Origin of the sequence: Chitinophaga sp. Ak27 (assembly GCF_012726295.1) — a bacterium.
Classification (GTDB): Bacteria; Bacteroidota; Bacteroidia; order Chitinophagales; family Chitinophagaceae; genus Chitinophaga.
The window spans coordinates 12743-37875 of sequence record NZ_JABAOB010000012.1 but is presented as its reverse complement, the minus strand read 5'-3'; the positions used below and the strand labels follow the sequence as shown (position 1 = coordinate 37875).

The following is a 25133-nucleotide window of genomic DNA, read 5'->3' as shown; positions in this document are numbered from 1 at the left end:
GACGGGTAAAGATAAGGCTATTCGAGATGGCGCACGCAATTAAAGAGGTCGCAGCGCCAGTTGGGATCGGTAAACTGCAGCTTGGTGAGGGAAGTATTTTTCATGGGCGGGGTAGGATGCATTTCCGGCAGGAGGGCATCCAGCATCTGGCGGATAAAGCTGCCGTGGGTAATGAGGAGTATCCTTTTGCCCGAGTTTTCGGCGAGCAGGTCCTGGATGAAGGCATTGCCCCGCTGGAGTACGGAGGCATTGGTTTCCATGCCGAGGTCCATTTGTTTCCAGTTTTCGCCCCATTTGGCCAGCCGTTCGGCTTCGGTGGTGCCTTCGATGAGGCCTCCCCCGGCTTCCCCGATTCTGCTGTCTTCAATAACAGCGTTGATTTGTAATTCCTGGGCTATGATCGCAGCGGTTTGCCTGGCCCTGATCAAATGACTCGAATACACCAGATCCCATGATTCACGGGTGAGCCACTGCCCAAGTTTGAGAGCCTGCATAATACCTTCTTCATCCAGGGGGATATCTGAATGTCCTTGTAATCTACCGGCTTTGTTCCAGGAAGTAGTTCCATGGCGAATAATCGCAATTTGGGTCATATGGGCAGTTTTGAATTCCGGGGGACAAATATAGGTAAATCATGGCGGGGTTAATAGTAAAATTACAGTAGTAATTATAATCCAGTGATTTTTTGTATATTAAAAGTATAATATATTTGTTCAAACTATTTCCCGGTATACCTTTTCATCCCTTAGCTGAACCTGCAAGACACACCCCTCTCTTAAATCAGGACCTTACTTAGAAATTGGTTTTTCATCTTTTCTTTTTACTCAAAACAAACAATTATGAAACACAATGTTCAGATGCTGGCCCATGCCAGAATGCAAAAAATGCAAAAGGAATATGTTGCAATGATGGCAAATGGAGAAGTATGTTTTTCGTTATTTCAACTATTTAATCATGATGAATTCCGGTTGGATGAATTTTGCCAATCATTCAGACCGCACCCTTATTCACGTCAATTAAAACGGGCAGCCCAGGAGTTTTGCGAAAAATACGATATCTGGCTGGAAAACGCAGAGCATTATGTAACCTGCGCCATATATCTTTTTCCAACGGCTAACTTGTATCGTATGATCAACATTCTCAAGAATTGTACGGTTGATTTCTACCTGAATGATACCATGGGAAGAGAAGTTTTTACACATCTCAGCCCGGCAGAACAAGAGAAGTGTAATGTGATAAGGGAGCATATGGCAAGGTTAGATAGCCCATTTATTTGCCAGCCGGATGTTGCTGATGTCGAAAAAGCTAATGCAGAAATGATGTCAGATATCTGTAATACATCGCCGGTAAGTTGGTTTGAGGCATTCCGCAAGATGTACAATTATCATATTGATGTTACGCATTTAGACTGTAACACCAATACAATGGGGCGCATCCCCAGCGTTGATGAGTATATTGATATGAGGGGGCATATTTCCGGAATGCATCATACGATTCAGTTGATTGAGTACAGCGATGGGCAATTCCTGGATTGGGGGTGGATGGAAAATGTGAATATTTCGTCAGATATGCAGCGTTTGCAATACGTTACCGCCGCCATTGGCTGCTTGATGAATGATCTCTTCTCTTTCGAAAAAGAAGTGATTGACAACAGCTCTGATTCAAATTTGTTGATGATCATGGCGCTAAATGACACTACACTCACTCTAAAAGAGGTCATTTTAAAATCGGCCGGAATTGTACAGCAACTATTATTGGAATTTACAGTACTGGTTAACAGGGTGCGGGCGCGGAGTTATCAACGGTTGCCTGCAGACTCTGAAATGGTTGATAAGCTGGATGCTCATATCGGAGGGCTTGAAAGATGCGTTCAGGCAAGCTGGATGTGGCAAGTTTATACAAAACGGTATAAGAGAGTCAATTCCATGTGGAAAGAAACGCAATTGGCTCCCATTACTGCGGCTGCTGTCTAATTAAGAATTATTCCTGTAATTCGCCACTGAGTGGATGTAATTGTTGGTTGAGAATCTTTACCAGGGACTTGTAATCAAGCGGCTTTTCAACAAAAGCGCTTGCACCTGCGGCTATCATCTGATCGCGGGATTCCAGGAAAGCATCGCCAGTGGCGATTATAACGGGTACTTTCTTAAGTAGCGGATTTCTTTTTAACCGTATTAATGTGTCTTTACCGTCCATGATATCCATGTGGTAGTCCATGATAATAATATCAGGAATACGTTTCTGACAGGCTTCAAGTACTTCAGAGCCATTTGCCGTCAGGCAAACAGAACAACCTATTTGTTTTAGAAACCTGGAGACAAGCATCGCGCTCATTTCATTATCTTCTGCCACAATCACGTGGATGTCACTCAGGTCTGTAATGTTGTCCTCTTCCAGCATATCCAGTTGAATATCTTCGAGGCTGCCAGCAATCAGCGGTAGCACCACTTTGAAGCTGTTGATGCCTGATGGACTGCTTTCGGCCGTAATAGTGCCGTTCATGGAATTGACCTTATTTTGCACAATATAAAGCCCCAAACCTGCACCTTCAGTGTACTTCCGCTTGTCTGTGATGAACGGATCGAATATGGTTTTAAGCTTTTCTTCCGGAATATGGTTCCCCATATTAACGATATGCAGCGACCAGCTTGTTTGGTTGCCAGTAATATAGCAATTTATGGTGGAGCCCTTATCTGAGTATTTAATGGCGTTTCCTAATAAGTTGGTGGCTACCTGGTTTAGTTTTAACGCATCCCCAATAATCACCTGTGGCATTTCGCTGATACTAAGCTTAATTTTAATATTTCTCGATTTGGCAATTACCCTGCTTACATCTACCAGTTTTTCGATGAATGGAGTTATCTCAAATGCTTCATTGGAGATAGTATCAGTATTTCCAGATTCTATTTGAGCCATGTCCAGCACATCATTGACTATGTTCCTGGTATGGTTGCTCGCCAGTAATAATTGATCTACCAGCACTTCTATGCTCTTCAGGTTCTCATCTAATTTTATTTCCCGCTTTAATAATTGAGCTACACCATAGATGGCGTTTAATGGGGTTCTGAGTTCATGTGTTACCTGGTAAACAAATATTTTCTTAAAGTGATTACTTCTTTTTAATTGTTTGTTGAAGTCATTACTGTGAATGTAAGGCCTGCTGACAACAATAATCAGGGTTAAAACACCAAACATGGCTGATATACGGAAAATATAAGCGGCATGTATACTCAATGGGATAGTAGATACCAAATGATAATGATAATAGGTTTCCAGCATTGTCAATATGCATATCGCCACAATCAGCGCTACTCTTCTCGTTGGACGGTCCTGGAATATCAGGTAAATGATGGATATCAGGAATATAATCATTGCCTGTAGTTCAATGATATTGCTTAACAGTATGCCGAAATAAACTGATGCAACGCATTGAATGAGGAACGTACTCGCTGCAGCTGCCCAATAGCGTCTTTTGTGATTTAGATAGATGGCAAACAACGTTGCGAAAAATTCGATGCTGCTTGGAATGATGATAGACAACCGCGGTGTTATAACGATGAATGTAGCTCCTACGATGAAGATAAGCGTAGCTAACACGAGACTAAGTGTATTCACAAGCGTTATTCTTGCTACCAGCTCGTCATCATTCACTCCTTCTGTGCCTGTTTTGGTTATTTTTCTGAAGACGGTCTTTAGTCTTTCTATAATTTTCATGGTCATAATTAAGTAGTCGTAGGATTTAGCAACATTAAATTCGAAACCGACTTAATCAGTAAGCAAATGTTTAAGTCTAGTTGTAGGTAAATGTCTTAGTTCATAACGCATTAATGATCTTCTGAGGGTTGATTTCCAGTGCTAGTTCTTCCCGGTATCCTTTTAAGGGGGTTGGATACTTACTTATAAAGTTATAGTATTTCCTCCTAACATCAAATTATCATTATTTTTTTCAAAACCTACCCCGGACCTGCATTTTCCCGGTAATGCTTACATTTGTCATTATGGCCATGAATATTACTCCTAACAAAGAAACAACAACAACGGAACCTGCACCGGTTAGAGAAGAACCTGTTATTCACGACGGCTCCGGCGGCGCGTTCGAAGGCACAGAGCTGGTAACGGAAGAACGGGATGACAAACCTACACCAAAGAGTCCTACTCCGTACTAAGTGGATACCTTTAAATGTTTAAATTAGTTGTACCAAAAAAGTAAAGCTTATGTTATCCTTGGAAAAAATCAGCGAATTATTAGGGAAAGAAAGCGATACCCTCCTGCAACACCAAAGCAAGACCATCAGCAAAGATTTGTTGCACCTGCCTGGTCCCGATACGGTAAATAAGATTTACCTGCCCTCCAGCCGGAACCCACAGGTGCTGCGCAGCCTGGGACAACTATTTAATCACGGGCGACTCTCCGGCACCGGCTATATGTCGATACTCCCGGTTGACCAGGGGGTAGAACACAGTGCCGGCGCTTCTTTCGCGAAATATCCTGCTTATTTTGATCCGGAAAATATCGTGAAGCTCGCAATAGAAGGCGGTTGCAATGCGGTAGCTTCCACCTTTGGTGTGCTATCGGCCGTATCGCGGCAATATGCACACCGGATTCCCTTCATTGTAAAAATTAATCACAATGAACTGCTCACCTATCCCAACCGGGCCGACCAGGTGATGTATGGCACTGTGGAAGAAGCCTGGAATTTAGGAGCGGTAGCGGTAGGCGGCACCATTTATTTTGGCTCTGAGCAATCCGACCGGCAGCTGGTGGAGGTATCGCAGGCTTTTGAAAGGGCGCATGAACTGGGGATGGCTACCATTCTCTGGTGCTACCTGCGCAATGACGCCTTTAAGAAAGATGTGGATTATCACCTGTCGGCCGATCTTACCGGTCAGGCCAATCACCTCGGCGTTACCATCCAGGCGGATATTATCAAGCAGAAACTACCGACGGTAAATGGCGGATATAAGGCATTAAACACCGGCAACTCTTCTTACGGTAAACTGGATGAACGCATCTATACGGAGTTAACCTCAGATAACCCGATTGATCTGTGCCGTTACCAGGTAGCTAACTGTTATATGGGACGTATGGGATTGATTAACTCGGGCGGAGCATCGGAAGGGGCGGCCGACCTGGCAGAAGCCGTACGCACGGCGGTCATTAATAAGAGAGCCGGTGGCATGGGACTGATCTCCGGACGCAAAGCATTCCAACGTCCGATGGTGGAAGGAGCCGCTTTGCTGAATGCCATCCAGGATGTATACCTGAACGAACAAATTACGATTGCATAATGATACATAGCCCCGCGCCATGCGGGGCTATTTTTATCTTATCTCACCTGGCCATTGCCATATACAAACCATTTCTCTGTTACCAGCTTTTCCAACGCAAAAGGCCCACGGGCATGCAGTTTCTGGGTGGATATACCTATTTCGGCACCCAGGCCAAATACGCCTCCGTCGGTAAACCTGGTTGACGCATTCACGTAAACCGCCGCCGCATCTACCTCATTGAGGAAACGCTCACTCACGGCAGTATCCCTGGAGATAATTGCCTCAGAATGGCGGGAAGAAAAATGTTGTATATGCGACAGCGCGGCGGTAGTGTCGGGCACTACCTTCACTGAACATTTGAGCGATAAAAACTCCCTTCCAAAATCTTCCGGCGCCGCGGCAAATAGCCGTGGATATTGTTGTTGCTGTAAAATGCCAAAGGCAGTAGGATCTGCATAGATGTCTACGCCATAGGATTGCAACTGTGGCGCCAGCAGGGCCAGGAAGTCTGCTGCTACGGCTTCATCTACCAGTACGGTGTCCAGCGCATTACATACTGAAGGGCGGGACACTTTAGCATTGGTAACGATGGTGGCCGCCTGTTGTAAGTCGGCCGTTTTTTCCACGTAGGTATGGCAAACCCCTGCGCCGGTTTCTATGACCGGTACCCGGGAGTTGGCCCGCACAAATTCAATCAGCTGTTCAGAACCACGGGGGATGATGATATCGATATATTTTACCGCGGTCAGCATTTCTGTTACCAGGTTACGGTCTGTAGGCAGCAACTGCACGGCGTTTTCATCTACCCCAAACTCTTTTAATACTGCCTGTATCAGCTGAACGAGGATGGTGTTGGTATCAAAGGCATCGGTGCCGCCACGCAGTACGCACACATTGCCGGAACGGATACAGAGGGCCGCTACGTCGACGGTTACATTGGGGCGTGATTCATAGATAACGCCTACCACGCCCAGGGGCACGGTTTTTTTCTGTACAAGTAAACCATTGTCCAGCGTACGTTCCAGTAAGAGCACATTGGCGGGATCGGGCAAGCCGGCAATCGCTTCCAGGCTGCTGGCCAGGTCGCGGATACGGGCTTCGGTAAGCAGGAGCCGGTCCTTTTTAGGATCTTCATCCGGCATGCGGTCCAGATCTTTCTTATTTGCAGCGGTAATGGCGTCCGATTGAATCAGGATTACGGCTGCCAGTCGCCGCAGGAGCGACTGCTTCTGCGCATCAGGCAAGGTACGTATGGATATGCCTGCCTGCTGTGCCTTTTCCAGTAATGGTTGTATCGTTTGCATGATTTATTTCCGGTTATAACAACACAATATCGTCGGCATGTGCTACCTCTGTATTCTGTGCTTTATGATGAGTATCCAATACGTCGGACGCGATTTTAGCCCTGCCGACGGCGATGGCTACCTGGTCTTCATTCACAATTTCGATCACTTCCCCGCATTCAAATTTTTCGAGAACAGCTTTTACGCCCACTGCCAGTAGGCTGTGGCGTTTTTCCAGTGCCTTTTGCGCCCCCGCATCTATCTGTATACGGCCGGTAACCAGGCTACCGCTGGCCAGCCACTTTTTACGGGCAGGCATGCTGCAGGGTTGAGGTAGGCACAAGGTACCAGTTTTGCCTGCTATGGCATTGAGTATCCCATCTTCCGTACGAATACCAAAGATGACTACCCGGATGCCCATCCGGGTGGCTAAACGGGCAAAGGTGAGCTTGGATACCATCCCGCCCAGTCCCAAGGCCGACTTTTCCTTGTCGGCGAGTCCCAGCGCGGCTTTGTCAATAACATCTATCTGTGGCACAACCTTCCCCTCGCGGTCGAGTACACCAGCCACAGAGGTGCTGAAGAGCAGGAGCGAAGCGCCAAAACCAACGGCTATCAACGTAGCCAGCTCGTCGTTGTCGGAAAATTTTAACTCCAGGCTGCTCACCACATCATTTTCGTTGGCGATGGGAATAATGTTGCTGGCCCACAATTCTTCGTAAGTGCGCTTCAGTTGCAGGAACTGGTTGCGGTCAGAGAAATGCGTTCTTTCACAGAGACTCTGGGCTACGGCGATATTATACGGTGCAAAATAGCGGCTGTATTTGTTCAGCAGCAACGGGTTCCCGATGGCGGCAGCGGCTTTACGCTCGCTGATGGTGCCATTGTACTGGCGTAAAAACTGTTTACCGGCAGCTACTGCCCCTGATGATACCAGCACAATGTGGTAATCCTGGTGTAATTCGGCCACCTGCCGCGCAATGCCGGCAATAACGGTTTCGTCCAGGTCCCCATTTTGATGGGTAATAGAAGCCGTTCCAAATTTTATAACAAGTATCGGTTTGCTCAATTTGTCCTCAATTTGGCGCCTAAAATAATATTAAGGCGGCGAAATTCTAAATGTAAAATTTGCCGGGCCGCAGAATTATCAGTTATATTAGCGTTTATATTTTCATCATCATCGATATGAAGAAGCATTATATATTTTCTGTAGCAGCCACCATAGCTTGTTTGAACGGTTTCGCCCAAGCCGGTAATCGTCACACCACACTCCGTCAGCAAATTGCCGATATCGCCGGAAATATATCTGGAAAAGTAGGCGTGTATGCGCAATTACTGGAAACAAATGACACAGTATCGTTTAACCGCGACCAGCATTTCCCCATGCAGAGCGTATACAAGTTCCCGGTATCTATGGCGGTATTGCAACAGGTAGATGCCGGAAAAGTAGGGCTGGATCAACCAGTACGTATCAATAAGGCAGATCTCACCACGGCAGGTGTAAGCCCGCTCCGCGACAAATACCCCGACGGCAATGTAAGCCTCACGGTACGCGAACTGCTGGACTACAACGTGCGTAAAAGCGATGGCAGCGCCTGTGATATACTGTTTAAGTTACTGGGTGGGCCGGAAAAAGTGAATGCTTATGTACATGGACTGGGCATCCGGTCAATCAACATTGCCACGCTGGAGGAAGCACAGGTGCATAAAGATAATTTACAGGTACAGTACCGGAACTGGTCCACGCCCGCGGCCATGGTACAGCTGTTAAAGAAGTTTTTCCAGGATCCGGTATTATCAGATTCCAGTAAAGAGCATTTATTATACCTGATGACCACCTCCGGACCGGGAGCAAAACGGCTGAAAGGATTGCTGCCGGAAGGAACAACAGTAGCGCACAAAACAGGCACTTCATGGACGGTAGATGGCATAACAGCGGCCAACAATGACGTAGGCATTGTTACTTTGCCTAACGGCACTCATATGGCGATTGCTGTATTTGTATCCGATTCGAAGGCGAATGATGAGGAGCGGGATGCTGCAATTGCGAAGATTGCGAAAGCGGTGTGGGATAGTTGGAAATAAAAGGAGAACGATCCGAAAGGATCATTCTCCTGCAGGGTGTTATTTCATATATTTTGCGTACTCATTTTCTATATCGGTAACGTCTACTTTATGTAATTTGTTACCATCGTACAACCATATTTCCCAGTTATATTTTTTATCATTCAGATCTAGTTCAGTAGGATGATTTTTCGGTGAGTGAAAGGTCAGCTTTCCGCTGGCAGGTTCCAGTATATTTACACCTTTGCCTTCCAGGAAGTTACGCGCATCTGCCATATAGTTCTGGTTATCGTCGGCAATCGTGTAAAAGGCCTCTTCTCCGTTATCTTTTTTTAATTTTTCCAGTTTAATGCTATCAGGTGAATATAACACCGCGCAAGGATGTGTGATGGTAGCTTCATTTTCTACAGCTGCCTGTTGCGGCGGTGCAAATGCTGTATGGACTTTTTCTTCCGGCGCTTTGGTGTCGTGACAGGCAGTAAACGCGGATAGTGCTACAACCGGAAGGATGAGATGCTTCTTGATGGTTTTCATAGTAATAGTTTGGCATATTTAATAACACGGCTGTTGAGTAGATCAACAGCCGCTGGTGCCTAAAGATAATATAAAAATATACGGGCGGCAATAAATAAGATTTCATCATAAAAGGATAATCTTGTCTGGCCCGTCAATCATTATCATGCTGGTATCCGGAGTGATTATTGTAATTTAGCAGGTTATGGGTGCACGTAATCTACATACACCATTTGAGTTAACCCAGGCCGATATGTCGGCATGGGATACAGCACCGAAGGTGTATTATTTCTTTGAGATCATGCAGATTCGCCAGGGGAGCGGTTATCGTATTATTAACCAGAACAGGTTGCCATATGATAAAGGGAGTATATTCCTGTTTACGCCGCAGGACTGCCGGGGCTTTGAAGTATCAGCTGCCACGGAGTTCGTGTCTATCCGTTTTTCTGAGTTGTTTATGGGACTAAGCCAGGTACCACAACAGAAAGCGCGGCTGGAGGAATGGTTACGGCAGCTGGAGTATCTCTTTTTTGCGCATAACCGGCAGGGACAGTTGCAAATCCGGCATACGAACGATTGTAAGATGATTGCGTCGCTGATTGAAAATATGGTGGAAGAATATGAGCAAAAGCCGCCTTACTACCAGGATAATTTGCAGCATTATGTAACCCTGTTACTCAATATTGTGGCAAGAAATGTAGCAGAAGAGGTGAATGTTGGCGAAAATGCAGCGGAGTCGTCGCTGATTAACCGCCTGGTAGCGCATATCCGGCAGCATATTTACCAGCCGGAATTGCTAAAACTGGAGCACCTGGCGTCGGTATTTCACCTGTCAGCTAATTATATAGGGGAGTTTTTCAAGAAGCAAACGGGAGAGAGCCTGCAGCAATACATTATAAACTATAAACTGAACCTGGTACAGCTAAGGGTTACCCATAGCGATTTAACTATTGGGGAGATAGCGGATGAGCTAGGGTTTACGGATGAAAGTCATATGAGCCGCTTGTTCAAGAAGTACCACGGGCTTACGCCGGCAGCATACCGGAGGGAGAAAATGCAGGGCCGGAAAAATATGCTGGAAAAAAATATTCATTGAAATATTTCGATATTTAGAAAATAGTATTACTTTTGTTCTATGGATTTAGCAGTTATAGAAAAAGCAGCAAATGCCATCGCAGACAAGCACCGGTTATCTATAATCATGGAGGTTGTTAAGAAGGGCAAGCTGATTTGTGGTGATGTATGTGAGTTTACATGTTTGTCGCAACCGACGGTATCGCACCATGTAAAGATCCTGGTGGATAGTGGGGTGCTGAATTCCTCCAAAAATGGCAGAATTGTGGAGTTAACACTCAATAAAGAGATGATGAAGCAATTGTCCATGTTCTTTTTACAATTAAGCTGAGGGGCCAACGGGCAGGTTACCACCGGCTTTTTTTATGAATAAATACATTGAAGTTTTTAAATTTATGAATTAATGAGAAAGTAATTTCTCTTTTTTTAAAAGTAATTATATCGATAATCTTAAATGAATCAATAGGATGGGACAGTTGCAAAATAAAACAGCAGTAATTACAGGAGGCAACAGCGGAATAGGATATGCCACAGCAGCGGATTTTTTGGCGAAAGGCGCAAAAGTATTAATCACAGGACGTAACCCGGAAGCCGTACAGCAGGCTGCGGACACGTTGGGTAATGACACAGACAGTTTTATAGCAGACCAGGGCAAGATAGCAGATACACAAAAATTAGCGGAGTATGTACGTGACCGTTATGGCAAAATTGACATCCTGTTTGTAAACGCAGGTATCGCCGATTTTGGGCCTTTTTCAGCAGTAACAGAAGAATCATTCGACCGGCTCATGGACATCAATCTGAAAGGGGCCTTCTTTACGGTACAGTACTTACTCCCGCTGATAAAAGACGGAGGCACCATCATCTTATTATCCTCCATCAACGCCCTTGCCGGCATGCCTGGCGGATCGATCTATAATGCCAGCAAAGCGGGGCTTAACTCACTGGGTCGTACATTATCCCGTGAGCTGGCCAGCCGCAAAATCAGGGTCAACGTAGTCAATCCTGGTCCGGTGGAAACGCCTATCCTGCAAAAGGCTGGCATCCCTGAAGAGGCGATCAATAAAGACGAGATGGCGAAGAAATTACCTGCCGGCAGAATAGGCCAGCCGGAAGAAATTGCCAAACTGGTATCCTTCCTCGCCTCAGATGAAGCCTCTTTCATCACCGGCGCAGAATACAATATTGATGGCGGCTTCAGTGTTCATCCCCTCATTGGTTAATCTCAAAAAAACAACATTTCATGTCATCATCTCTGAAAGATAAAGTAGTTGTTATCACGGGCGGTAACAGCGGTATAGGATATACAACAGCGGCCACATTTTTAAGAAAAGGAGCAAGGGTATTGATAACAGGACGTAATCCGGGTGCGGTACAACAGGCAGTATACGCACTCGGGCACCCTGCCGAAGGATTTAAGGCCGACCAGGCCGTACCGGAAGATGCAAAGAGACTGGCAGAATATGTGCAACGCCGCTACGGAAAAATAGACAGCCTGTTTATCAATGCAGGAGTGGCGAAGCTGGCGCCCTTTGGCAACGTAACGCCGGAGTTATACGATGAATTGATGAATGTGAATTTCAAAGGCGCTTTCTTCACCATCCAACGGTTACTGCCACTGATCAACGATGGTGGTTCTATCACCCTGTTGTCGGCCCTGAATGCATATTCAGGCACACCTAATGCTACCGTGGTATCGGCCAGCAAGGCAGCGCTGAATTCATTGGGAAGAACATTGTCGAGGGAGCTGGCGGATCGTAAGATCCGTGTCAACGTGGTAAACCCGGGCGTAATCGCCACCCCGTTACTGGAAAAAGTAGGGATGCCCGACGTATTCAAAACACATATCGGTAGTATTACCCCACTGGGAAGGTTAGGCCAGCCGGAAGATATTGCTAACATGGTCACTTTCCTGGCTTCAGACGAAGCATCGTTTATTACTGGCGCAGAATATAATGTAGACGGCGGCCTGATGGTGCACCCGTTGATCGGTTCATAAATGATCCTGGGCGTTGCAGTGTGCAGCATTGTGCAAATGCTGCACCGGCAGCAAGGACTTTAAAAGATTTTCTTTGTTGATTTACAGTTATAACGGTTGTTTAGGATGTTAATCCCATTGGTTGCCCGCCGGATGCCGCTTGCTATACAGGCATCTGGCGGCAACTTTTACAGATTTTTTAGTTGTAGGTGTAATAGTGAAGCGGTGCGTTGTTATCATTAACAACGCACCTTTTTTATTGCTGTTGTGCTTTCTTATCCAGGTATACGGTAAACGTACCGGTTACACGAAGTTTGGTAGCGCCGCAAACATCGGGATTGTACATCGGGATACGGCCGCTATGGGCAATAGCTTCCATGGTACAGGCATCAGACAGGTTGGAAGAAGAACTGGCTGCATTGAAATGAAACTCCCCGCTTATCTTCAATAAATTGGCCGTATCCTGCACCTGGCGCAGCGTGATATAAGTCATGCTGTTTTTTTGATTCGGATCGGTATCGTAAAACAGGAAGTAGTCCATACCAGAGTAATCCTTTGTACCACTGCCAGTCGACTGGCTAACCCCTCCGGGCGCTGCTTTCTGCTCCACTCCCGTTGTGAAAGGGATAGTCGCTAACCCACTGTTGGCGGTCAACACGCTTTTACCATTTACGATTACATTGGCCACCAGGGTGAACCCCTTTAAGTTGGTTTTGGTAAAGCCCAGCAGGCCCACGCCTACATCGGTACCGGTTAAGTGTATTTGCTTGTTGATATCACCTTCAATGTTCACAGATAGTGTATTGAGCGAGGCCGGATCATCATCTTTAGTAGTATTCACTTTTGATTTACTACAGGCAACAAGACTGCAGGCTAATAAAGCCAGGTAGGTTTTTTTATAAAGCATAGTTTTTTAAGATAGGCAGCAAAAATACGGAAATGATTGATATCAGATATATTACCCACAGGCGGCAATTTCTTTTCCTTCATATGCCTTTCCCCAGTTACACAGGCTTTCCAGGATAGGCACCAGGTCCAGCCCTTTATTGGTAAGGATGTATTCAATGCCGGTGGGAACGGTGCCGGCAATTTCCTTTTTTACAAGAATAGCATGTGTTTCCAGTTCTTTAAGCTGTCTGCCCAACACCTGTTCTGAGATATTAGGTAACTCCCTTTTTAATAAATGAAACCGGTTATAACCCCGCGAAACAGAATATACTATCTGCGACTTCCAACGTCCGCTGATCACGGCTATAGCTGAATTTAACTCGCATACCCCGAACAGGAACTGCTCATTCATGGCATTGGTGGAACGTTCTTTTCGCATCGTACAAAAAAAATTAGACTAACAAATTTGTTCGTTATTGCAAACGATATGCCGCCTGCTGAACTTTGCTGCAAAAATAAGAAAATGAAAAATCTGGTAGTAGCAGCACTGGTGTGCCTGATGAACATTATGGCAAATGCACAGGAAAGATGGGTTATCACTTCAGATCATCTCAAGCGGCCAGACACTGTTTTGATATTTAAGCCCACCCGGTATAACCACACCCGGGAATACCCGGTGGTGTACCTTTTGCATGGCTATAGTGAAAACTACCGACAATGGCCGAAGACAGCCAACCTTCAGCAACTGGCAGATCAATATAATTTTATCATCGTTGCTCCAGATGGCTTCACGTCTTATTATATCAACAGTCCTATCGATAAAGCCGCGCTTTACGAGGACTTTTTTTTCAAAGAATTGGTGCCCAAAGTCCAGCGATCATTTAAGGTAGATAGAAAAAATATTTTCATCAGCGGGCTGAGCATGGGTGGTTACGGTGCATTGAGGTATTTTATTTTACATCCTGATTATTTCAATACCGCAGGAGCAGCCAGTGGGGCCCTGGAAATTGACTACCCGGATTTTCAGCGGGTAAGCCAGCTATTCTGGCAATCTGATAGAATGGTAACCGACCTGGCTAAAATTATTGGTAACCCGGAAACCACAGACTGGCGCCAATACAGCATTTCCACGCTCTTGCGTCAGCATCCGGATTTCCGGAAACCATTTATTTTTGACTGTGGTACGGAAGATGTGTTGTATCCGCTTTCTGCGCAATTGAAGCAACAAACGGATAGCCTAAAGATTCCCTCTACGTTTATCAGTCGCCCGGGAGATCATAATACCGCCTATTGGCATACGTCCATCGAATATCACTTTATTTACTTCCGGCAAAGCCTGAAAGAATAACCGACGTTACACGCTCATCTTGCGGATCAGTTTTCCCAATGTTTTCAGCCCATCATCTACCTGCTTGCTCCAGGCATTGCCGAAGCTGATCCGCATGCAGTTGTTGTATTTATTCTGCAGCGAGAAAATTCTGCCGGGACAGAAGCTGATCTTATGTTTCAGTGCCTGCTGGAATAGCTCAAAAGTATTCACTGATTCTTCCAGTTCTATCCACAACACGCAACCGCCCTGTGGGCGGGAGATGCGGGTGCTTTCCGGGAAGTATTCGCTGATGGCCTGGGAATACCGCAGGCATTGGGTATGCAGCATTTTCCGGAGATTACGCAGGTGAAATTCATAACGGCCCATTTCCAGGAAATGCCCTACGGCGGCCTGTGGCAGCGAGGCGCAGGCAATAGAGTGGTTTTGCTTCATGAGCAATACCTTCTCTTTATATTTTCCTGGCATAGTCCAGCCCACGCGATAGCCCGGCGCCAGCGATTTGGAAAATGAATTGCACAATAGTACATGACCATGTTTGTCGAACGTTTTACAGTTCACCGGGCGTTGTTTGCTGAAGTATAAGTCGCCGTAAATATCATCTTCTATCAGGGCGATATCATACTTTACCACCATGTCTACCAGCATCTTCTTATTCTTATCCGGCATGCAGGAGCCCAGCGGGTTGTTGTAGTTGGTCACAAACAGGCAGGCGCGAATTTTATGACGGGGAATGGCTTTATTGAGATAGTCGAGGTCTACGCCCGATACCGGGTGTGTAGGGATTTCCAGCACTTTCAGTCCCAGGCTTTCGGCCAGCTGCATAGAGCCGTAGTAAGCAGGACTTTCAATGGCGATGGTATCACCGGGTTGGGTAACCGCGGTGAGACATAGGGTGAGTGCATCCATGCAACCGCTGGTAGTAACTACATCATCGGCGGTGAAGGCGCCGCCCCAGGCCAGGGAGGTACGGGCTATTTGTCCGCGTAAGAGGGCGTTGCCCTGCAGCGCTTCATACCCGATGCCGTTGTTGGGCAGGTTGCGCAGTGCATGGGTGACTGCTTTCGCCATTTTAGCTGCCGGCAGCAGGTCTGCCGGCGGAGTGGCCACTGAAAAGTTCAGGATCTGTGGATTGCGCATGTGGCTGAATACTTCCATCACCATATCGCTTACAGTAGCTTCGCTGGCTTTTTTTACCGGGGCGCAGGTGCCCGGTAGCGCAGGCATGCGTTTAGAGTTAAAGCGGATGTAATAACCAGATTTTGGACGGGACTCGATCAATCCTTTTCCTTCCAGGTGATAATAGGCCTGGAAGGCAGTAGATAAACTGATGCCCTGTTGCTTGCTCAGCATGCGGACAGAGGGCAGTTTTTCTCCTATTTTCATCACTTCTTTTTCTATCAGCTGTTCGATGTTATCAGCTACCTGGAGATACAGGTGATCGGCAGTTTTTATCATGGCATTACTATCTGATATGGCCAAAAGTACGAAAATGCCATCTGTTTTAACCTGTTTTTTTCTTCCTTATCCCTTGAGCTGCTGTTGGCTGAGTTCACCGATGGTGCGGATAGCCCAGTCCTGGTCGTCATTCCAGGGGTTGGCATTAGTAAGCCGGATACAGTTTTGATAGCGTTGCTGACTGGAAAACAAGGCGCCGGGTGTAAAAGTAATGCCCTGTGCTATGGAAGCATCGTGCAATTGCCAGGTATTTACTTTAGGCGGAAGTACTACCCAAAGGCTGATACCGCCGTTGGGGCGGGTAAGCTGGGTATCTTCCGGGAAATATTCCTGGATGGCTTTTGTGATCTGCATGGTTTGCATGCTGAGGGCCTGCCGCAGCGATTTGAGGTGCAGGTCCAGCCGCTGCTGATCCAGGAATTTGGTGAGCACCAGCTGTGGGAGTATGCCGGTGGAGGCGGAGCTCATGAATTTGAGCTGTGCTACTTTTTCATGATAGCGCCCGCCGATCACCCAACCGATGCGCAGGCCGGCGGCAATAGATTTGGAGAAGGAAGAACAGTAGAGTACGAGTCCTTCTTCATCGTACGATTTGATGGTGCGGGGGCGTTCCGGCGCAAAGTGCAGATCGCCGTACACATCATCTTCAATCAGCGGCACCTGGTACTTTTGCAGCATTTTGGCCAGTTGTTCCTTGCTGTTATCCGGCATACAGCTACCCAGTGGGTTGCTGTAATTGCTGACGAACAGGCAGGCCTGTACTTTTTTCTGTTTGAAGGCATCTTCCAGCACATCCAGGCTTACGCCGGTGACGGGGTCGGTAGGAATTTCCAGCGCTTTCATGCCCAGGCTTTCTATGGCCAGCAATAGCCCAAAGAAGGTGGGGGACTCAATGGCGATGGTATCGCCGGCGTTGGCCACGGCGCGCAGGCAGAGCGAAGCAGCTTCTATGGCGCCATTGGTAACAATAATCTCGTTGGGAGAGAAGGCCCGGCCCCAATTGAGGCAATGGCGGGCGATATGCCGCCGAAAGGGCTCGTGGCCGGTAATATCACCGTAAGGGATAAACGAATTATTCAGCTCCCGGGACGCGAGCTGCAATGCTTTCTTCAGCTTGGCGGCCGGCATCAGCGACGTGTCGGGTGAAGCGCCGATCAGGGAAATAGTTTTCTCCGATCGCGCCGTTTTCCGGAATACCGCCAGCTTTTCATTAATCTGTACCCTGCCGGCCCTGGGAGCAGGATTGGTAACAGGAGGGAGTTGTGGCCTCAGTTGCCGCGCATAGCGCACAAAATAGCCCGATTTCTCCCGGGAAGTTACCCATCCCTTTTTCTCCAGGTGAGTATATACCTGTAAGGCAGTGCTGATACTCACGCCATGTTCCAGGTGCAAAGAACGCACCGATGGCAGCTTATCGCCCACCGCATATACACCCTCGCTGATCATATGCTGGATGTTTTCCGCCAGTTTAAGATATATGAATCCGTTGCTTTTTTTCATCTCGCCAAAGGTAAACTGTTATGGTTTAATATTGATAAATCTGTATCTGTTTTGGTGATATTTATTGCCGTTATTTTGTACCCGTAAATCAATAATGATGACGGTGGTTAAACGACTCGCACATAACCTGGTGGCCCTTTGCCGGGAATGGAAATTTCCGGAAGCACAAGCTACGTTATTCCATGAAGCTGCAGTAAACATAGAGCCCGACGGGCGCATTACTGACGGATTGCCCGCTATAATGGCCAAAGAACGCCAGTTTCTCGACAGTATCGAAGAAAGACACCTGCTGGAGATTTCAGAACCAGTGGTGGCCGACGACTATTTCGCCATCCAGCTGCTGGTAGACGTTACCATCAAAGGCGCCGGCCGCCGAACGCGCAATGAATTGTGCGTATATCATGTAGCCGACGGTAAAATTATCCGCGAACAATTTTTCTATTAACAATTAATAAATATATCAAGATGGAAGCAAGAATGGATGTGTATAAATTAGCACCGGGCTCCATGCAAGCCATGATGGGACTGCAGAACTTTGTAAATAGCACTGGGCTGGACAAAACCCTGTCGGAACTGATCAAGATCCGGGCGTCCCAGATCAATGGCTGCGCCTTTTGTTTGAATATGCATACCAAAGATGCCCGTAAAATGGGAGAAACAGAACAACGCATCTATGGATTGAGCGCCTGGCATGAAGCGCCTTATTATACCGACAAAGAACGTGCTGCCCTCGCGCTCACAGAAGCAGTAACCCTGGTAAGTACTTCGCACGTACCGGATGATGTATATAACAACGCCTTGAAAGTATTTACGCACGAAGAAGTGGCACACATCACCCTGGCAATTGTGATGATCAACGCCTGGAACCGTGTAGCCATAACTTCCAGGACGCAGCCTGTGTGAGAGGAGCAGAAAGCAAAAAGCTATTGAAGCGGATGAATAATGCGATTTTATATCCGCAAAGACCATCCGCTTCAATAGCTTTTTACTTTTTGTATTCAGCTCAAAAAAACGCAAGAATCCGTAAATGTAACCGTGCTCATTTACGTATTTTTGCGCATGGCTTTGCAAAAGATAAAAGTGCCGATCAACGATCCGCAAAACTTTTCTTTCCAGGAATGTTTGCGTTTCCTGGGAAGGTCAGATAAAGAATGTTTGCATTATATCGTGGAGGGTAAGGTGCGGCGCATGTTATTGTCGGACGGGGAACCGGTGGTGATAGAAATAGCGCCCGGTTCCTCCGCCGGTTACCTGGAAGTGACTGTACTGGCGCCATTGAACGTACAGGTAGCGGAAGCACCGATTATAAAGTATATAACCCATTGGTGGCACCTCGATGCCAACCTGCAGCCGTTTTACGATTATACGGCCAAAGATCCGTTGTTAAAGGGACTGGCAGATGAGTACCGGGGGCTGCGGCTGATTGGCATGCCCGACTTGTTTGAAGCTATCAGCTGGCCCGTTATCGGGCAACAGATCAACCTGGCATTTGCATACACATTGCGGCAGCGGTTTATCACACAATTTGGTTACCACGCCGTAGTAGATCATACCGACTATTACCTGTATCCGCATCCTGTGGTGGTAGCAGCCCTGGAGCCGGAACAGTTAACGCCCATGCAGTTTTCCCGCAGTAAGGCATTATACCTGGTGGAAACTGCCAAACAGATGGCCAGCGGCCGTTTGAGTGAAGCCAGCCTGGATGCAATGAGCTACGAAGAAGCGTTACAAAGCCTGGTGGCAATGAAAGGTATCGGTAACTGGTCGGCCAACTATGCTCTCATGAAATATCGCCGTTTCCCACAGTCTGTTTTGCTGGAAGACGTAGGCTTACAAAATGCGATAAAAAATAGATTACATTTGGAGAGCAAACCTTCCATGCCCGCATTGCAGGAATTTACCCGACCCTGGAAGGAACATGCTGCATATGCCACGTTTTATTTGTGGAGATCTTTATTACCCCGGTAGATTATTTTCATGGAAGAAGGAATGCATCATCTGCGTATAGACAGTCCCGTAGGACCATTGCTCATCAGTGGTACAGGGGAATTCATCAATGCGGTATCGTTTACCGAAGAACCAGCTGTGGACTTCCCGCAGCCTCCAGCATTGTTATTGGATTGCGCTCAGCAATTATATGAATATTTCGGAGGCGGGCGCAAAACATTCGATCTGCCCATCTTCCAGGAAGGCACCGGCTTCCAGCAATCGGTATGGCAACAGTTGCTCGAGATCCCGTTCGGACACACCATCTCTTACCAAACACTCGCCAAACGTATCCATAATCCCAAAAGTATCCGGGCTGTAGGCACTACCAACGGAAAAAACAGGCTGGCCATTATTGTGCCTTGTCATCGTGTGATAGGCAGCAATGGTACACTGACCGGCTATGCCGGTGGAATATGGCGCAAGCGCTGGTTACTCGAACATGAAAGAACAGATTTGTTTACCGGCCTCGTTTAATCTGATATGCTCAAAATTTTAAAAACTGCATCTGTTTTAAGATAGTTATTTGTCTCAATTTTGACCCTGAATCAGCACTGATATATCTCATTTATATATTGCCTAGTCATGGATACAAAATTGCAGGACGACCTGAAACATACAGATCAGTTATTACAGTTAACCAAAGATTTCAGCAGTAAATTTTTATCCGCAATAGATAAACTGGCGGCTGACAAGGAGATAGCTGTCGATTGTCGTATATCCATGCCCGATAGCGGGGCGGGAGGTGCGGCTGCGCTGGAAATGTTCCGGCAGCAATACGGTAATAGTCTTACTGCGCCTGCCGGTCCGCGTTACTGGGGATTTGTAACCGGCGGCGTTACGCCTGCCTCCCTGATGGGCGACTGGCTTACGTCGGCCATGGACCTGAATTCATCTGATAAAACCTCCGCTGCTTTTTATATAGAAACGGAAACCATCACGCTATTAAAAGAGTTGCTGGGATTGCCGGAGTCCTTTCTGGGCTGCTTTGTAACGGGAGCTACGATGTCCAATTTCACGGGACTGGCTGTAGGCCGGCAATGGGCCGGGTTACAGCAGGGCGTGGATGTGGCTAAAGATGGTGTGGCTGTCTTACCGGGGCTCAAAGTGATTTCCGGCACCCCGCATTCCAGCGTGGGAAAAGCCATGTCGATGCTGGGCATGGGACGTAGTAATATGGTATACATCCCGGTAGTGCCGGGGCGCGAACAGGTAGATATAGCTGCATTGGAACAGTACCTGTTGGCACACACCGGTGAACCGCTTATTTGTGTAGCCAATGCAGGTACCGTTAACACGGTAGATTTTGATGACATTGCCGCGTTGGTAAAGCTGCGGGAACGTTATCCGTTCTGGTTGCATGTAGATGCCGCCTTCGGCGGATTTGCCGCTTGCAGCGATCAGTGGAAACACTTGCTGGCAGGCTGGGAGCAGGCCGACAGCATTACCATTGATGCGCATAAATGGCTGAATGTTCCCTACGATGCTGCCATGATTTTTTGCCGGCATCCGCAGTTGCAGTCGGTCGTATTCCAGAATGCCGGTGCGGCGTACCTGGGTGATCCGGCTGAGCAATTTAACTTCATTCACTATGTACCCGAAAACTCGCGTCGTGCACGCGCTTTGCCCGCCTGGTTTTCCCTGCTGGCCTACGGTAAAAATGGTTACCGGCAGCTGGTGGAAAATAATATCAACCTTGCTGGTCAGCTGGGATATTTACTGGAAACAGATTCCCGGTTTGTGTTGTTGTCGCCCGTAAGGCTTTGCGTAGTTTGCTTCACCTTAAATGTAGCATCACCGGATGAAGCGAGGGCGGTGAGTGAGTTCCTGGCCGCGCTCAACGGATCGGGGGTAGCTTGCATGACAGCCACCGTATACCAGGGGAGGCAAGCCATCCGCGCTGCTTTGGTAAATTGGAGAACAACCGCCAAAGATGTGCAGCTGGTATATGATACTATGAAAATTTTAGCAGACCAAGTTGTGAATAAGTACAGTTATGCGTAAATCGAATACTAATGCTTACATCGCACTAGTGATTGTAAGTATTTTCTGGGGCACCACCTACCTGGCATCGAGGGTGGGTGTTAGGCATATACACGGGGTGATGCTGGCAGGGTTGAGGCAGGCAGCAGCAGGAGTGCTAATTACAGGATTCTTTTTGTTGCGCGGATATAAGCTACCCGAAAAAATGGTGTTGTCGAAACTATTTGTAATAGGCACCCTCATGCTTTGCGGAGGCAATGGCCTGCTCACCTGGGCTATGCAATATATCCCCAGTGGCCTAGGCGCCATTATAGCGGCCACCATTCCGCTCTGGATCACCATTGCCAGCTATTTCCTGGTGCAGCGCACCCGGTTTAGTTTACAGCTGATTATCGGAATGATACTAGGTTTTGGAGGAGTGGCAGGTATCTTTTATAACTACCTGTCGAATTTAATGAACCCTGATTTCCAGTTTGGCATTTTGATCGCATTTTGTTCCTGCATCTTCTGGGCGCTGGGTTCGGTACTCACGGCCCGCTGGGCATTGGGCGTAAATTATCTCTATGGGGCAGGATTCCAGATGGTATTCAGTGGCGTAGTGATGTTGCTGGTAGCCTGGTTGTTCCTGGGGCAGCACCTGGAAGTCAGCGCTTTTACCACAGAGCTGTGGGAAAGCCTGTTGTACCTGGTACTGATAGGATCGGTATTCTCTTATTCCGCCTATGTATTTGCGCTGAATAACCTGCCGCCGGCGCAGGTATCTGTGTATGCGTACATTAACCCGGTGGTAGCCGTTTTGCTGGGAGCGTTGATCCTGCACGAGCAACTGACCTGGCTCACCGGTGTTTGTTCGCTGGTAACCATAGGGGGCGTATTCCTGGTAAATAATGCATTTAATAAACACAAGAAAACACTTGCTGCGGCAACAAAATAAGTAATAGCTATATTTTTTAAGGTAGAAGTTTAGTCAGATGTTCGCCCCGGTTTTTACCGGACAGGACATCTTTTTTTCTATTAGTGAAATGCGTTAAATTGAGTAGGTATTCAGTTAAATTTTTATACTATGCAAGTTATTCGGGCAACGGAATTACATATTTATGAAGTGGCGGTTTTGTTTGAGGCTTACCGCGCTTATTATGATCAGGCGCCGGATTTCGATGGTGCATTGGCTTTCATCACCGAGCGGATTGCCAAAAAAGACAGTGTCATATTTGTAGTGTTGCAGGGAGAGGAGATCATCGGGTTTACACAGCTTTATCCCATCTTTACTTCCCTGGGAATGAAAAGGGGGTGGTTACTGAATGATCTGTATGTTTTGGAAGAGCATCGCGGTAAGGGGGCGGGGAAGGCATTACTGGATGCTGCCAGCGATTACGGTAAAAAAACAAATGCTGCCTGGCTGATGTTACAAACCTATATTGCCAATACCACTGCGCAGGCACTGTATGAGAAAGAAGGGTTTAAGAAAGACACCAATTCCTACTATTATTATAAGTCCCTGTAGTATTCAATATTTTTCGATTTTAAGAGATGGACACAACAAAGAACCCGTGGACGATTCATTCCCGGGAAAGAAGATATGATAACAACTGGATCAGCGTTTGGCATCATGAAGGGTTGAACCCAACGGGAGGGAAGGGTATTTATGGGGTGGTGCACTTTAAGAACCACGCCATCGGAGTGGTGGCGCTGGATGGGGAGAACAATATTTACCTGGTAGGGCAATATCGATTTCCCCTGGAGCGCTTTAGCTGGGAAATCCCGGAAGGAGGGTGCCCTTTGGGCGAAATTCCGCTGGATACAGCTAAGCGGGAGCTGCTGGAAGAAACGGGGCTGGTGGCCAACCATTGGGAGGAGATTACCCGGCTGGATTTGTCGAATTCAGTATCTGATGAAACAGGAGTGGTATTCCTGGCCCGGGGGTTGGAGCAGCGGCAGGCAGAGCCGGAGGAAACGGAGCAGCTGGTGGTGAAGAAAATACCTTTTGAAGAAGCCTACCGGATGGTAGACCGCTACGAGATCACTGATTCGGTGTCTGTTGCGGCTATACAAAAAGTGAAGCTAATGATGTATGAAGGCTTATTAAACAAATAAACCCGTTACCTTTGCAGCAATGGAAAGGAAATTTAATGCTTTCAGAGGTGAAAGAAAAGAGGGCTCAAGAGGGCCGAAGAAATATGCTACCCAGCGGCCCAAGCAATCATCCATGATCATTGGCCGTCAGCCGATGATGGAAGCGTTGAGCACTGGCAAGCCTATTGAGCGCATTTTCATGCTGCGTACGGCCACCGGCGATATTATTCCTCAAATCCGGGAGCTGGCGCAGGCCAACAACATCCCGGTAAACTATGTGCCGGTAGAAAAGTTGAACGGCCTTACCCAGGCGAATCACCAGGGAATAATCGGGATTACCGCCAACGTTACCTACCTGGATTTGCAGGATGTGATTTCTCATGTTACCGAAAAAGGAGAAACGCCCCTGTTCCTGATTCTCGATGGTATTACAGATGTACGTAATATAGGAGCTATTGCCCGCAGCGCTGTTTGCTGTGGCGCGCAAGCCATTATCATACCCGACAAGGGCATTGCGGCATTGAATGAAGAAGCGATGAAATCTTCTGCCGGCGCGCTGGAGAAAATAGCCGTTTGCCGGGTGAACAGCCTCAACAAAGCCATTGATACCCTGCACCTCAACGGAATTAAGGTGTTGGCCAGTGAAATGGAAACCGAAATAAAATTATACGATTGTGACCTGAAAGAGCCGGTAGCAGTGATTATGGGATCGGAAGACAAAGGAGTGTATCCTGCCCTGATAAAAGCTTCTGATGTGTTGTTTCGTATACCCATGGCCGGTAACTTCGAATCTTTTAACGTATCGGTAGCAGCAGGGATTATTTTGTATGAAGCCCTGAAACAAAGAACTATCAACATTTAGGGAGCAAAAGGTTTGTTATGCTAAAATTAATTGAATGCCCGCGTGATGCGATGCAAGGATGGCACCGGATGATCAGTACTGATGAAAAGGTAAAATATCTCAATGCTTTGCTGCAGGTGGGCTTTGATACGATTGATTTTGGCAGCTTCGTTTCTCCCAAAGCCATTCCTCAAATGGCGGATACGAAGGAGGTGCTGTCGCAACTGGATTTGTCGCGCACCAAGAGCAAGCTGCTGGCTATTGTGGCCAACCTGCGGGGAGCAGAAGAAGCCGTGGTATATGATGAAATTAGTTACCTGGGCTTTCCTTTTTCTGTATCGGAAACTTTCCAGCTGAGGAATACCAATAAAACCATTGCCGAATCGCTGGAACAGGTGCATTCCATGCAAGAGCTTTGCATTAAAAACCGCAAGGAGCTGGTCATCTATATTTCCATGGGATTTGGAAATCCTTATGGAGACCCATACAGCCCGGAAATAGTGTTGGAGTGGATCGCTGAAATGGTGAAGATGGACATAGGTATTATTTCCCTGGCAGATACTGTAGGAGTGGCTGATCCGGCTACGATCACCGGTTTGTTTAGACACCTGGTACCGGCTTATCCCCAGGTAGAGATCGGCGCGCACTTCCACGCGGCGCCATACAACTGGGAAGACAAGCTCAAGGCAGCCTATGACCAGGGCTGCCGGCGTTTCGATAGTTCCATTAAAGGCATAGGAGGCTGCCCCATGGCCAAGGATGAATTGGTAGGCAACCTGGCCACAGAAAACCTGATCGCTTTCTGCCAGGAACACGGCGAATCATTGCCCCTGAATATGCAGGCCCTGGGCAAGGCACAGCTACTGGCGGATGCCGTTTTTAAAGATTAATTGT

At 47.3% G+C, this 25133-nt stretch carries 28 protein-coding genes; 19 read left to right on the top strand and 9 right to left on the bottom strand.

The genetic code is table 11. The annotated features are described in order from the left end of the window. Positions 1 to 17: 17 nt before the first annotated feature. Complete coding sequence (locus HGH90_RS29295; RefSeq protein WP_168764568.1) at positions 18 to 593, bottom strand: histidine phosphatase family protein; 576 nt, start codon at positions 591 to 593, stop codon at positions 18 to 20. 246 nt (positions 594 to 839) lie between these two features. Between HGH90_RS29295 and HGH90_RS29290 the strand changes: the two genes are divergently transcribed. After that, positions 840 to 1973 carry a terpene synthase family protein gene (locus HGH90_RS29290; RefSeq protein ID WP_168764567.1) on the top strand — a complete coding sequence of 378 codons (1134 nt, stop codon included), beginning with the start codon at positions 840 to 842 and terminating at the stop codon, positions 1971 to 1973. 7 nt (positions 1974 to 1980) lie between these two features. Here HGH90_RS29290 and HGH90_RS29285 read toward each other — a convergent pair whose 3' ends face one another. Further along, the gene (locus HGH90_RS29285) at positions 1981 to 3714 is read right to left on the bottom strand and encodes a hybrid sensor histidine kinase/response regulator (RefSeq protein ID WP_169192570.1); all 1734 of its coding nucleotides are present in this window, start codon (positions 3712 to 3714) and stop codon (positions 1981 to 1983) included. 284 nt (positions 3715 to 3998) lie between these two features. On the opposite strand from HGH90_RS29285, the gene HGH90_RS29280 reads away from it, so the two are divergent. After that, the gene (locus HGH90_RS29280) at positions 3999 to 4166 is read left to right on the top strand and encodes a hypothetical protein (RefSeq protein WP_168764565.1); all 168 of its coding nucleotides are present in this window, start codon (positions 3999 to 4001) and stop codon (positions 4164 to 4166) included. Between the two features lie 49 nt (positions 4167 to 4215). Continuing rightward, positions 4216 to 5289, top strand: a complete 1074-nt coding sequence (locus HGH90_RS29275) for a class I fructose-bisphosphate aldolase (RefSeq protein WP_169192569.1) — start codon at positions 4216 to 4218, stop codon at positions 5287 to 5289. Between the two features lie 38 nt (positions 5290 to 5327). Here HGH90_RS29275 and HGH90_RS29270 read toward each other — a convergent pair whose 3' ends face one another. Both HGH90_RS29270 and proB read right to left on the bottom strand, forming a co-directional pair. Further along, positions 5328 to 6575 (bottom strand): glutamate-5-semialdehyde dehydrogenase, encoded by a 1248-nt coding sequence (locus tag HGH90_RS29270; RefSeq protein WP_168764563.1) that lies wholly within the window; start codon positions 6573 to 6575, stop codon positions 5328 to 5330. 13 nt (positions 6576 to 6588) lie between these two features. Beyond that, positions 6589 to 7623: a glutamate 5-kinase gene (gene proB, locus HGH90_RS29265; RefSeq protein WP_145673948.1), complete on the bottom strand. Its 1035-nt coding sequence runs from the start codon at positions 7621 to 7623 to the stop codon at positions 6589 to 6591. A 116-nt stretch (positions 7624 to 7739) separates the two neighbouring features. Here proB and bla point away from each other — a divergent pair, with 116 nt between their 5' ends. Beyond that, positions 7740 to 8639, top strand: a complete 900-nt coding sequence (bla, locus tag HGH90_RS29260; protein WP_168764562.1) for a class A beta-lactamase, subclass A2 — start codon at positions 7740 to 7742, stop codon at positions 8637 to 8639. Between the two features lie 39 nt (positions 8640 to 8678). Here the strand turns inward: bla and HGH90_RS29255 are convergent, their stop codons facing one another. Further along, positions 8679 to 9152, bottom strand: a complete 474-nt coding sequence (locus HGH90_RS29255) for a hypothetical protein (protein WP_169192568.1) — start codon at positions 9150 to 9152, stop codon at positions 8679 to 8681. 184 nt (positions 9153 to 9336) lie between these two features. Here HGH90_RS29255 and HGH90_RS29250 point away from each other — a divergent pair, with 184 nt between their 5' ends. From HGH90_RS29250 to HGH90_RS29235, 4 genes are all read left to right on the top strand, one after another. Further along, positions 9337 to 10227: an AraC family transcriptional regulator gene (locus HGH90_RS29250; protein ID WP_168764560.1), complete on the top strand. Its 891-nt coding sequence runs from the start codon at positions 9337 to 9339 to the stop codon at positions 10225 to 10227. Between the two features lie 39 nt (positions 10228 to 10266). Beyond that, positions 10267 to 10536 (top strand): ArsR/SmtB family transcription factor, encoded by a 270-nt coding sequence (locus tag HGH90_RS29245; RefSeq protein ID WP_145673940.1) that lies wholly within the window; start codon positions 10267 to 10269, stop codon positions 10534 to 10536. Between the two features lie 136 nt (positions 10537 to 10672). Continuing rightward, a complete protein-coding gene (locus HGH90_RS29240; RefSeq protein ID WP_169192567.1) occupies positions 10673 to 11428 on the top strand; it encodes a glucose 1-dehydrogenase in 756 nt (251 codons plus the stop codon). 20 nt (positions 11429 to 11448) lie between these two features. Beyond that, a complete protein-coding gene (locus HGH90_RS29235) occupies positions 11449 to 12204 on the top strand; it encodes an SDR family oxidoreductase (RefSeq protein WP_169192566.1) in 756 nt (251 codons plus the stop codon). Between the two features lie 235 nt (positions 12205 to 12439). Here HGH90_RS29235 and HGH90_RS29230 read toward each other — a convergent pair whose 3' ends face one another. Further along, the gene (locus HGH90_RS29230; RefSeq protein WP_169192565.1) at positions 12440 to 13090 is read right to left on the bottom strand and encodes a hypothetical protein; all 651 of its coding nucleotides are present in this window, start codon (positions 13088 to 13090) and stop codon (positions 12440 to 12442) included. Positions 13091 to 13141: 51 nt separating this feature from the next. After that, a complete protein-coding gene (locus HGH90_RS29225) occupies positions 13142 to 13510 on the bottom strand; it encodes a winged helix-turn-helix transcriptional regulator (RefSeq protein WP_168764556.1) in 369 nt (122 codons plus the stop codon). 84 nt (positions 13511 to 13594) lie between these two features. Here HGH90_RS29225 and HGH90_RS29220 point away from each other — a divergent pair, with 84 nt between their 5' ends. Beyond that, positions 13595 to 14419, top strand: coding sequence for an alpha/beta hydrolase (locus HGH90_RS29220; protein ID WP_211172706.1), 825 nt, complete (start codon positions 13595 to 13597; stop codon positions 14417 to 14419). Between the two features lie 6 nt (positions 14420 to 14425). On the opposite strand, the gene HGH90_RS29215 is transcribed toward HGH90_RS29220, so the two are convergent. Continuing rightward, positions 14426 to 15856, bottom strand: coding sequence for a PLP-dependent aminotransferase family protein (locus tag HGH90_RS29215; protein WP_168764555.1), 1431 nt, complete (start codon positions 15854 to 15856; stop codon positions 14426 to 14428). Between the two features lie 66 nt (positions 15857 to 15922). Then, positions 15923 to 17356, bottom strand: coding sequence for a PLP-dependent aminotransferase family protein (locus HGH90_RS29210; protein WP_169192564.1), 1434 nt, complete (start codon positions 17354 to 17356; stop codon positions 15923 to 15925). Between the two features lie 94 nt (positions 17357 to 17450). Here HGH90_RS29210 and HGH90_RS29205 point away from each other — a divergent pair, with 94 nt between their 5' ends. From HGH90_RS29205 to HGH90_RS29160, 10 genes are all read left to right on the top strand, one after another. Further along, positions 17451 to 17801 carry a nuclear transport factor 2 family protein gene (locus tag HGH90_RS29205; RefSeq protein ID WP_211092978.1) on the top strand — a complete coding sequence of 117 codons (351 nt, stop codon included), beginning with the start codon at positions 17451 to 17453 and terminating at the stop codon, positions 17799 to 17801. A gap of 20 nt (positions 17802 to 17821) precedes the next feature. Continuing rightward, the gene (locus HGH90_RS29200) at positions 17822 to 18259 is read left to right on the top strand and encodes a carboxymuconolactone decarboxylase family protein (RefSeq protein WP_169192563.1); all 438 of its coding nucleotides are present in this window, start codon (positions 17822 to 17824) and stop codon (positions 18257 to 18259) included. 156 nt (positions 18260 to 18415) lie between these two features. Further along, complete coding sequence (locus HGH90_RS29195) at positions 18416 to 19324, top strand: DNA-3-methyladenine glycosylase family protein (RefSeq protein ID WP_169192562.1); 909 nt, start codon at positions 18416 to 18418, stop codon at positions 19322 to 19324. Positions 19325 to 19333: 9 nt separating this feature from the next. Continuing rightward, the gene (locus tag HGH90_RS29190; RefSeq protein ID WP_211092977.1) at positions 19334 to 19819 is read left to right on the top strand and encodes a methylated-DNA--[protein]-cysteine S-methyltransferase; all 486 of its coding nucleotides are present in this window, start codon (positions 19334 to 19336) and stop codon (positions 19817 to 19819) included. A 108-nt stretch (positions 19820 to 19927) separates the two neighbouring features. Then, entirely contained in the window at positions 19928 to 21346 is a 1419-nt protein-coding gene (locus tag HGH90_RS29185) for a pyridoxal phosphate-dependent decarboxylase family protein (protein WP_169192561.1), read from the top strand. Continuing rightward, entirely contained in the window at positions 21339 to 22259 is a 921-nt protein-coding gene (locus HGH90_RS29180) for an EamA family transporter (RefSeq protein WP_169192560.1), read from the top strand. The genes HGH90_RS29185 and HGH90_RS29180 overlap by 8 nt, the downstream gene beginning before the upstream one ends. Positions 22260 to 22388: 129 nt before the next feature. Then, positions 22389 to 22829 (top strand): GNAT family N-acetyltransferase, encoded by a 441-nt coding sequence (locus HGH90_RS29175; protein WP_168764549.1) that lies wholly within the window; start codon positions 22389 to 22391, stop codon positions 22827 to 22829. 26 nt (positions 22830 to 22855) lie between these two features. Continuing rightward, the gene (locus HGH90_RS29170) at positions 22856 to 23419 is read left to right on the top strand and encodes an NUDIX domain-containing protein (RefSeq protein ID WP_169192559.1); all 564 of its coding nucleotides are present in this window, start codon (positions 22856 to 22858) and stop codon (positions 23417 to 23419) included. Between the two features lie 19 nt (positions 23420 to 23438). Further along, positions 23439 to 24260 carry a 23S rRNA (guanosine(2251)-2'-O)-methyltransferase RlmB gene (rlmB, locus tag HGH90_RS29165; protein ID WP_248277090.1) on the top strand — a complete coding sequence of 274 codons (822 nt, stop codon included), beginning with the start codon at positions 23439 to 23441 and terminating at the stop codon, positions 24258 to 24260. A gap of 17 nt (positions 24261 to 24277) precedes the next feature. Next, positions 24278 to 25129, top strand: coding sequence for a hydroxymethylglutaryl-CoA lyase (locus tag HGH90_RS29160; RefSeq protein WP_169192558.1), 852 nt, complete (start codon positions 24278 to 24280; stop codon positions 25127 to 25129). Positions 25130 to 25133 lie beyond the last annotated feature (4 nt).

Excerpts from the sequence above, each read along its gene's own strand:
- HGH90_RS29295 (WP_168764568.1), bottom strand. The coding sequence starts at position 593 with ATGACCCAAATTGCGATTATTCGCCATGGAACTACTTCCTGGAACAAA.
- HGH90_RS29290 (WP_168764567.1), top strand. The coding sequence starts at position 840 with ATGAAACACAATGTTCAGATGCTGGCCCATGCCAGAATGCAAAAAATG.
- HGH90_RS29285 (WP_169192570.1), bottom strand. The coding sequence starts at position 3,714 with ATGAAAATTATAGAAAGACTAAAGACCGTCTTCAGAAAAATAACCAAA.
- HGH90_RS29280 (WP_168764565.1), top strand. The coding sequence starts at position 3,999 with ATGGCCATGAATATTACTCCTAACAAAGAAACAACAACAACGGAACCT.
- HGH90_RS29275 (WP_169192569.1), top strand. The coding sequence starts at position 4,216 with ATGTTATCCTTGGAAAAAATCAGCGAATTATTAGGGAAAGAAAGCGAT.
- HGH90_RS29270 (WP_168764563.1), bottom strand. The coding sequence starts at position 6,575 with ATGCAAACGATACAACCATTACTGGAAAAGGCACAGCAGGCAGGCATA.
- bla (WP_168764562.1), top strand. The coding sequence starts at position 7,740 with ATGAAGAAGCATTATATATTTTCTGTAGCAGCCACCATAGCTTGTTTG.
- HGH90_RS29255 (WP_169192568.1), bottom strand. The coding sequence starts at position 9,152 with ATGAAAACCATCAAGAAGCATCTCATCCTTCCGGTTGTAGCACTATCC.
- HGH90_RS29250 (WP_168764560.1), top strand. The coding sequence starts at position 9,337 with ATGGGTGCACGTAATCTACATACACCATTTGAGTTAACCCAGGCCGAT.
- HGH90_RS29245 (WP_145673940.1), top strand. The coding sequence starts at position 10,267 with ATGGATTTAGCAGTTATAGAAAAAGCAGCAAATGCCATCGCAGACAAG.
- HGH90_RS29240 (WP_169192567.1), top strand. The coding sequence starts at position 10,673 with ATGGGACAGTTGCAAAATAAAACAGCAGTAATTACAGGAGGCAACAGC.
- HGH90_RS29235 (WP_169192566.1), top strand. The coding sequence starts at position 11,449 with ATGTCATCATCTCTGAAAGATAAAGTAGTTGTTATCACGGGCGGTAAC.
- HGH90_RS29230 (WP_169192565.1), bottom strand. The coding sequence starts at position 13,090 with ATGCTTTATAAAAAAACCTACCTGGCTTTATTAGCCTGCAGTCTTGTT.
- HGH90_RS29225 (WP_168764556.1), bottom strand. The coding sequence starts at position 13,510 with ATGCGAAAAGAACGTTCCACCAATGCCATGAATGAGCAGTTCCTGTTC.
- HGH90_RS29220 (WP_211172706.1), top strand. The coding sequence starts at position 13,595 with ATGAAAAATCTGGTAGTAGCAGCACTGGTGTGCCTGATGAACATTATG.
- HGH90_RS29215 (WP_168764555.1), bottom strand. The coding sequence starts at position 15,856 with ATGATAAAAACTGCCGATCACCTGTATCTCCAGGTAGCTGATAACATC.
- HGH90_RS29210 (WP_169192564.1), bottom strand. The coding sequence starts at position 17,356 with ATGAAAAAAAGCAACGGATTCATATATCTTAAACTGGCGGAAAACATC.
- HGH90_RS29205 (WP_211092978.1), top strand. The coding sequence starts at position 17,451 with ATGATGACGGTGGTTAAACGACTCGCACATAACCTGGTGGCCCTTTGC.
- HGH90_RS29200 (WP_169192563.1), top strand. The coding sequence starts at position 17,822 with ATGGAAGCAAGAATGGATGTGTATAAATTAGCACCGGGCTCCATGCAA.
- HGH90_RS29195 (WP_169192562.1), top strand. The coding sequence starts at position 18,416 with ATGGCTTTGCAAAAGATAAAAGTGCCGATCAACGATCCGCAAAACTTT.
- HGH90_RS29190 (WP_211092977.1), top strand. The coding sequence starts at position 19,334 with ATGGAAGAAGGAATGCATCATCTGCGTATAGACAGTCCCGTAGGACCA.
- HGH90_RS29185 (WP_169192561.1), top strand. The coding sequence starts at position 19,928 with ATGGATACAAAATTGCAGGACGACCTGAAACATACAGATCAGTTATTA.
- HGH90_RS29180 (WP_169192560.1), top strand. The coding sequence starts at position 21,339 with ATGCGTAAATCGAATACTAATGCTTACATCGCACTAGTGATTGTAAGT.
- HGH90_RS29175 (WP_168764549.1), top strand. The coding sequence starts at position 22,389 with ATGCAAGTTATTCGGGCAACGGAATTACATATTTATGAAGTGGCGGTT.
- HGH90_RS29170 (WP_169192559.1), top strand. The coding sequence starts at position 22,856 with ATGGACACAACAAAGAACCCGTGGACGATTCATTCCCGGGAAAGAAGA.
- rlmB (WP_248277090.1), top strand. The coding sequence starts at position 23,439 with ATGGAAAGGAAATTTAATGCTTTCAGAGGTGAAAGAAAAGAGGGCTCA.
- HGH90_RS29160 (WP_169192558.1), top strand. The coding sequence starts at position 24,278 with ATGCTAAAATTAATTGAATGCCCGCGTGATGCGATGCAAGGATGGCAC.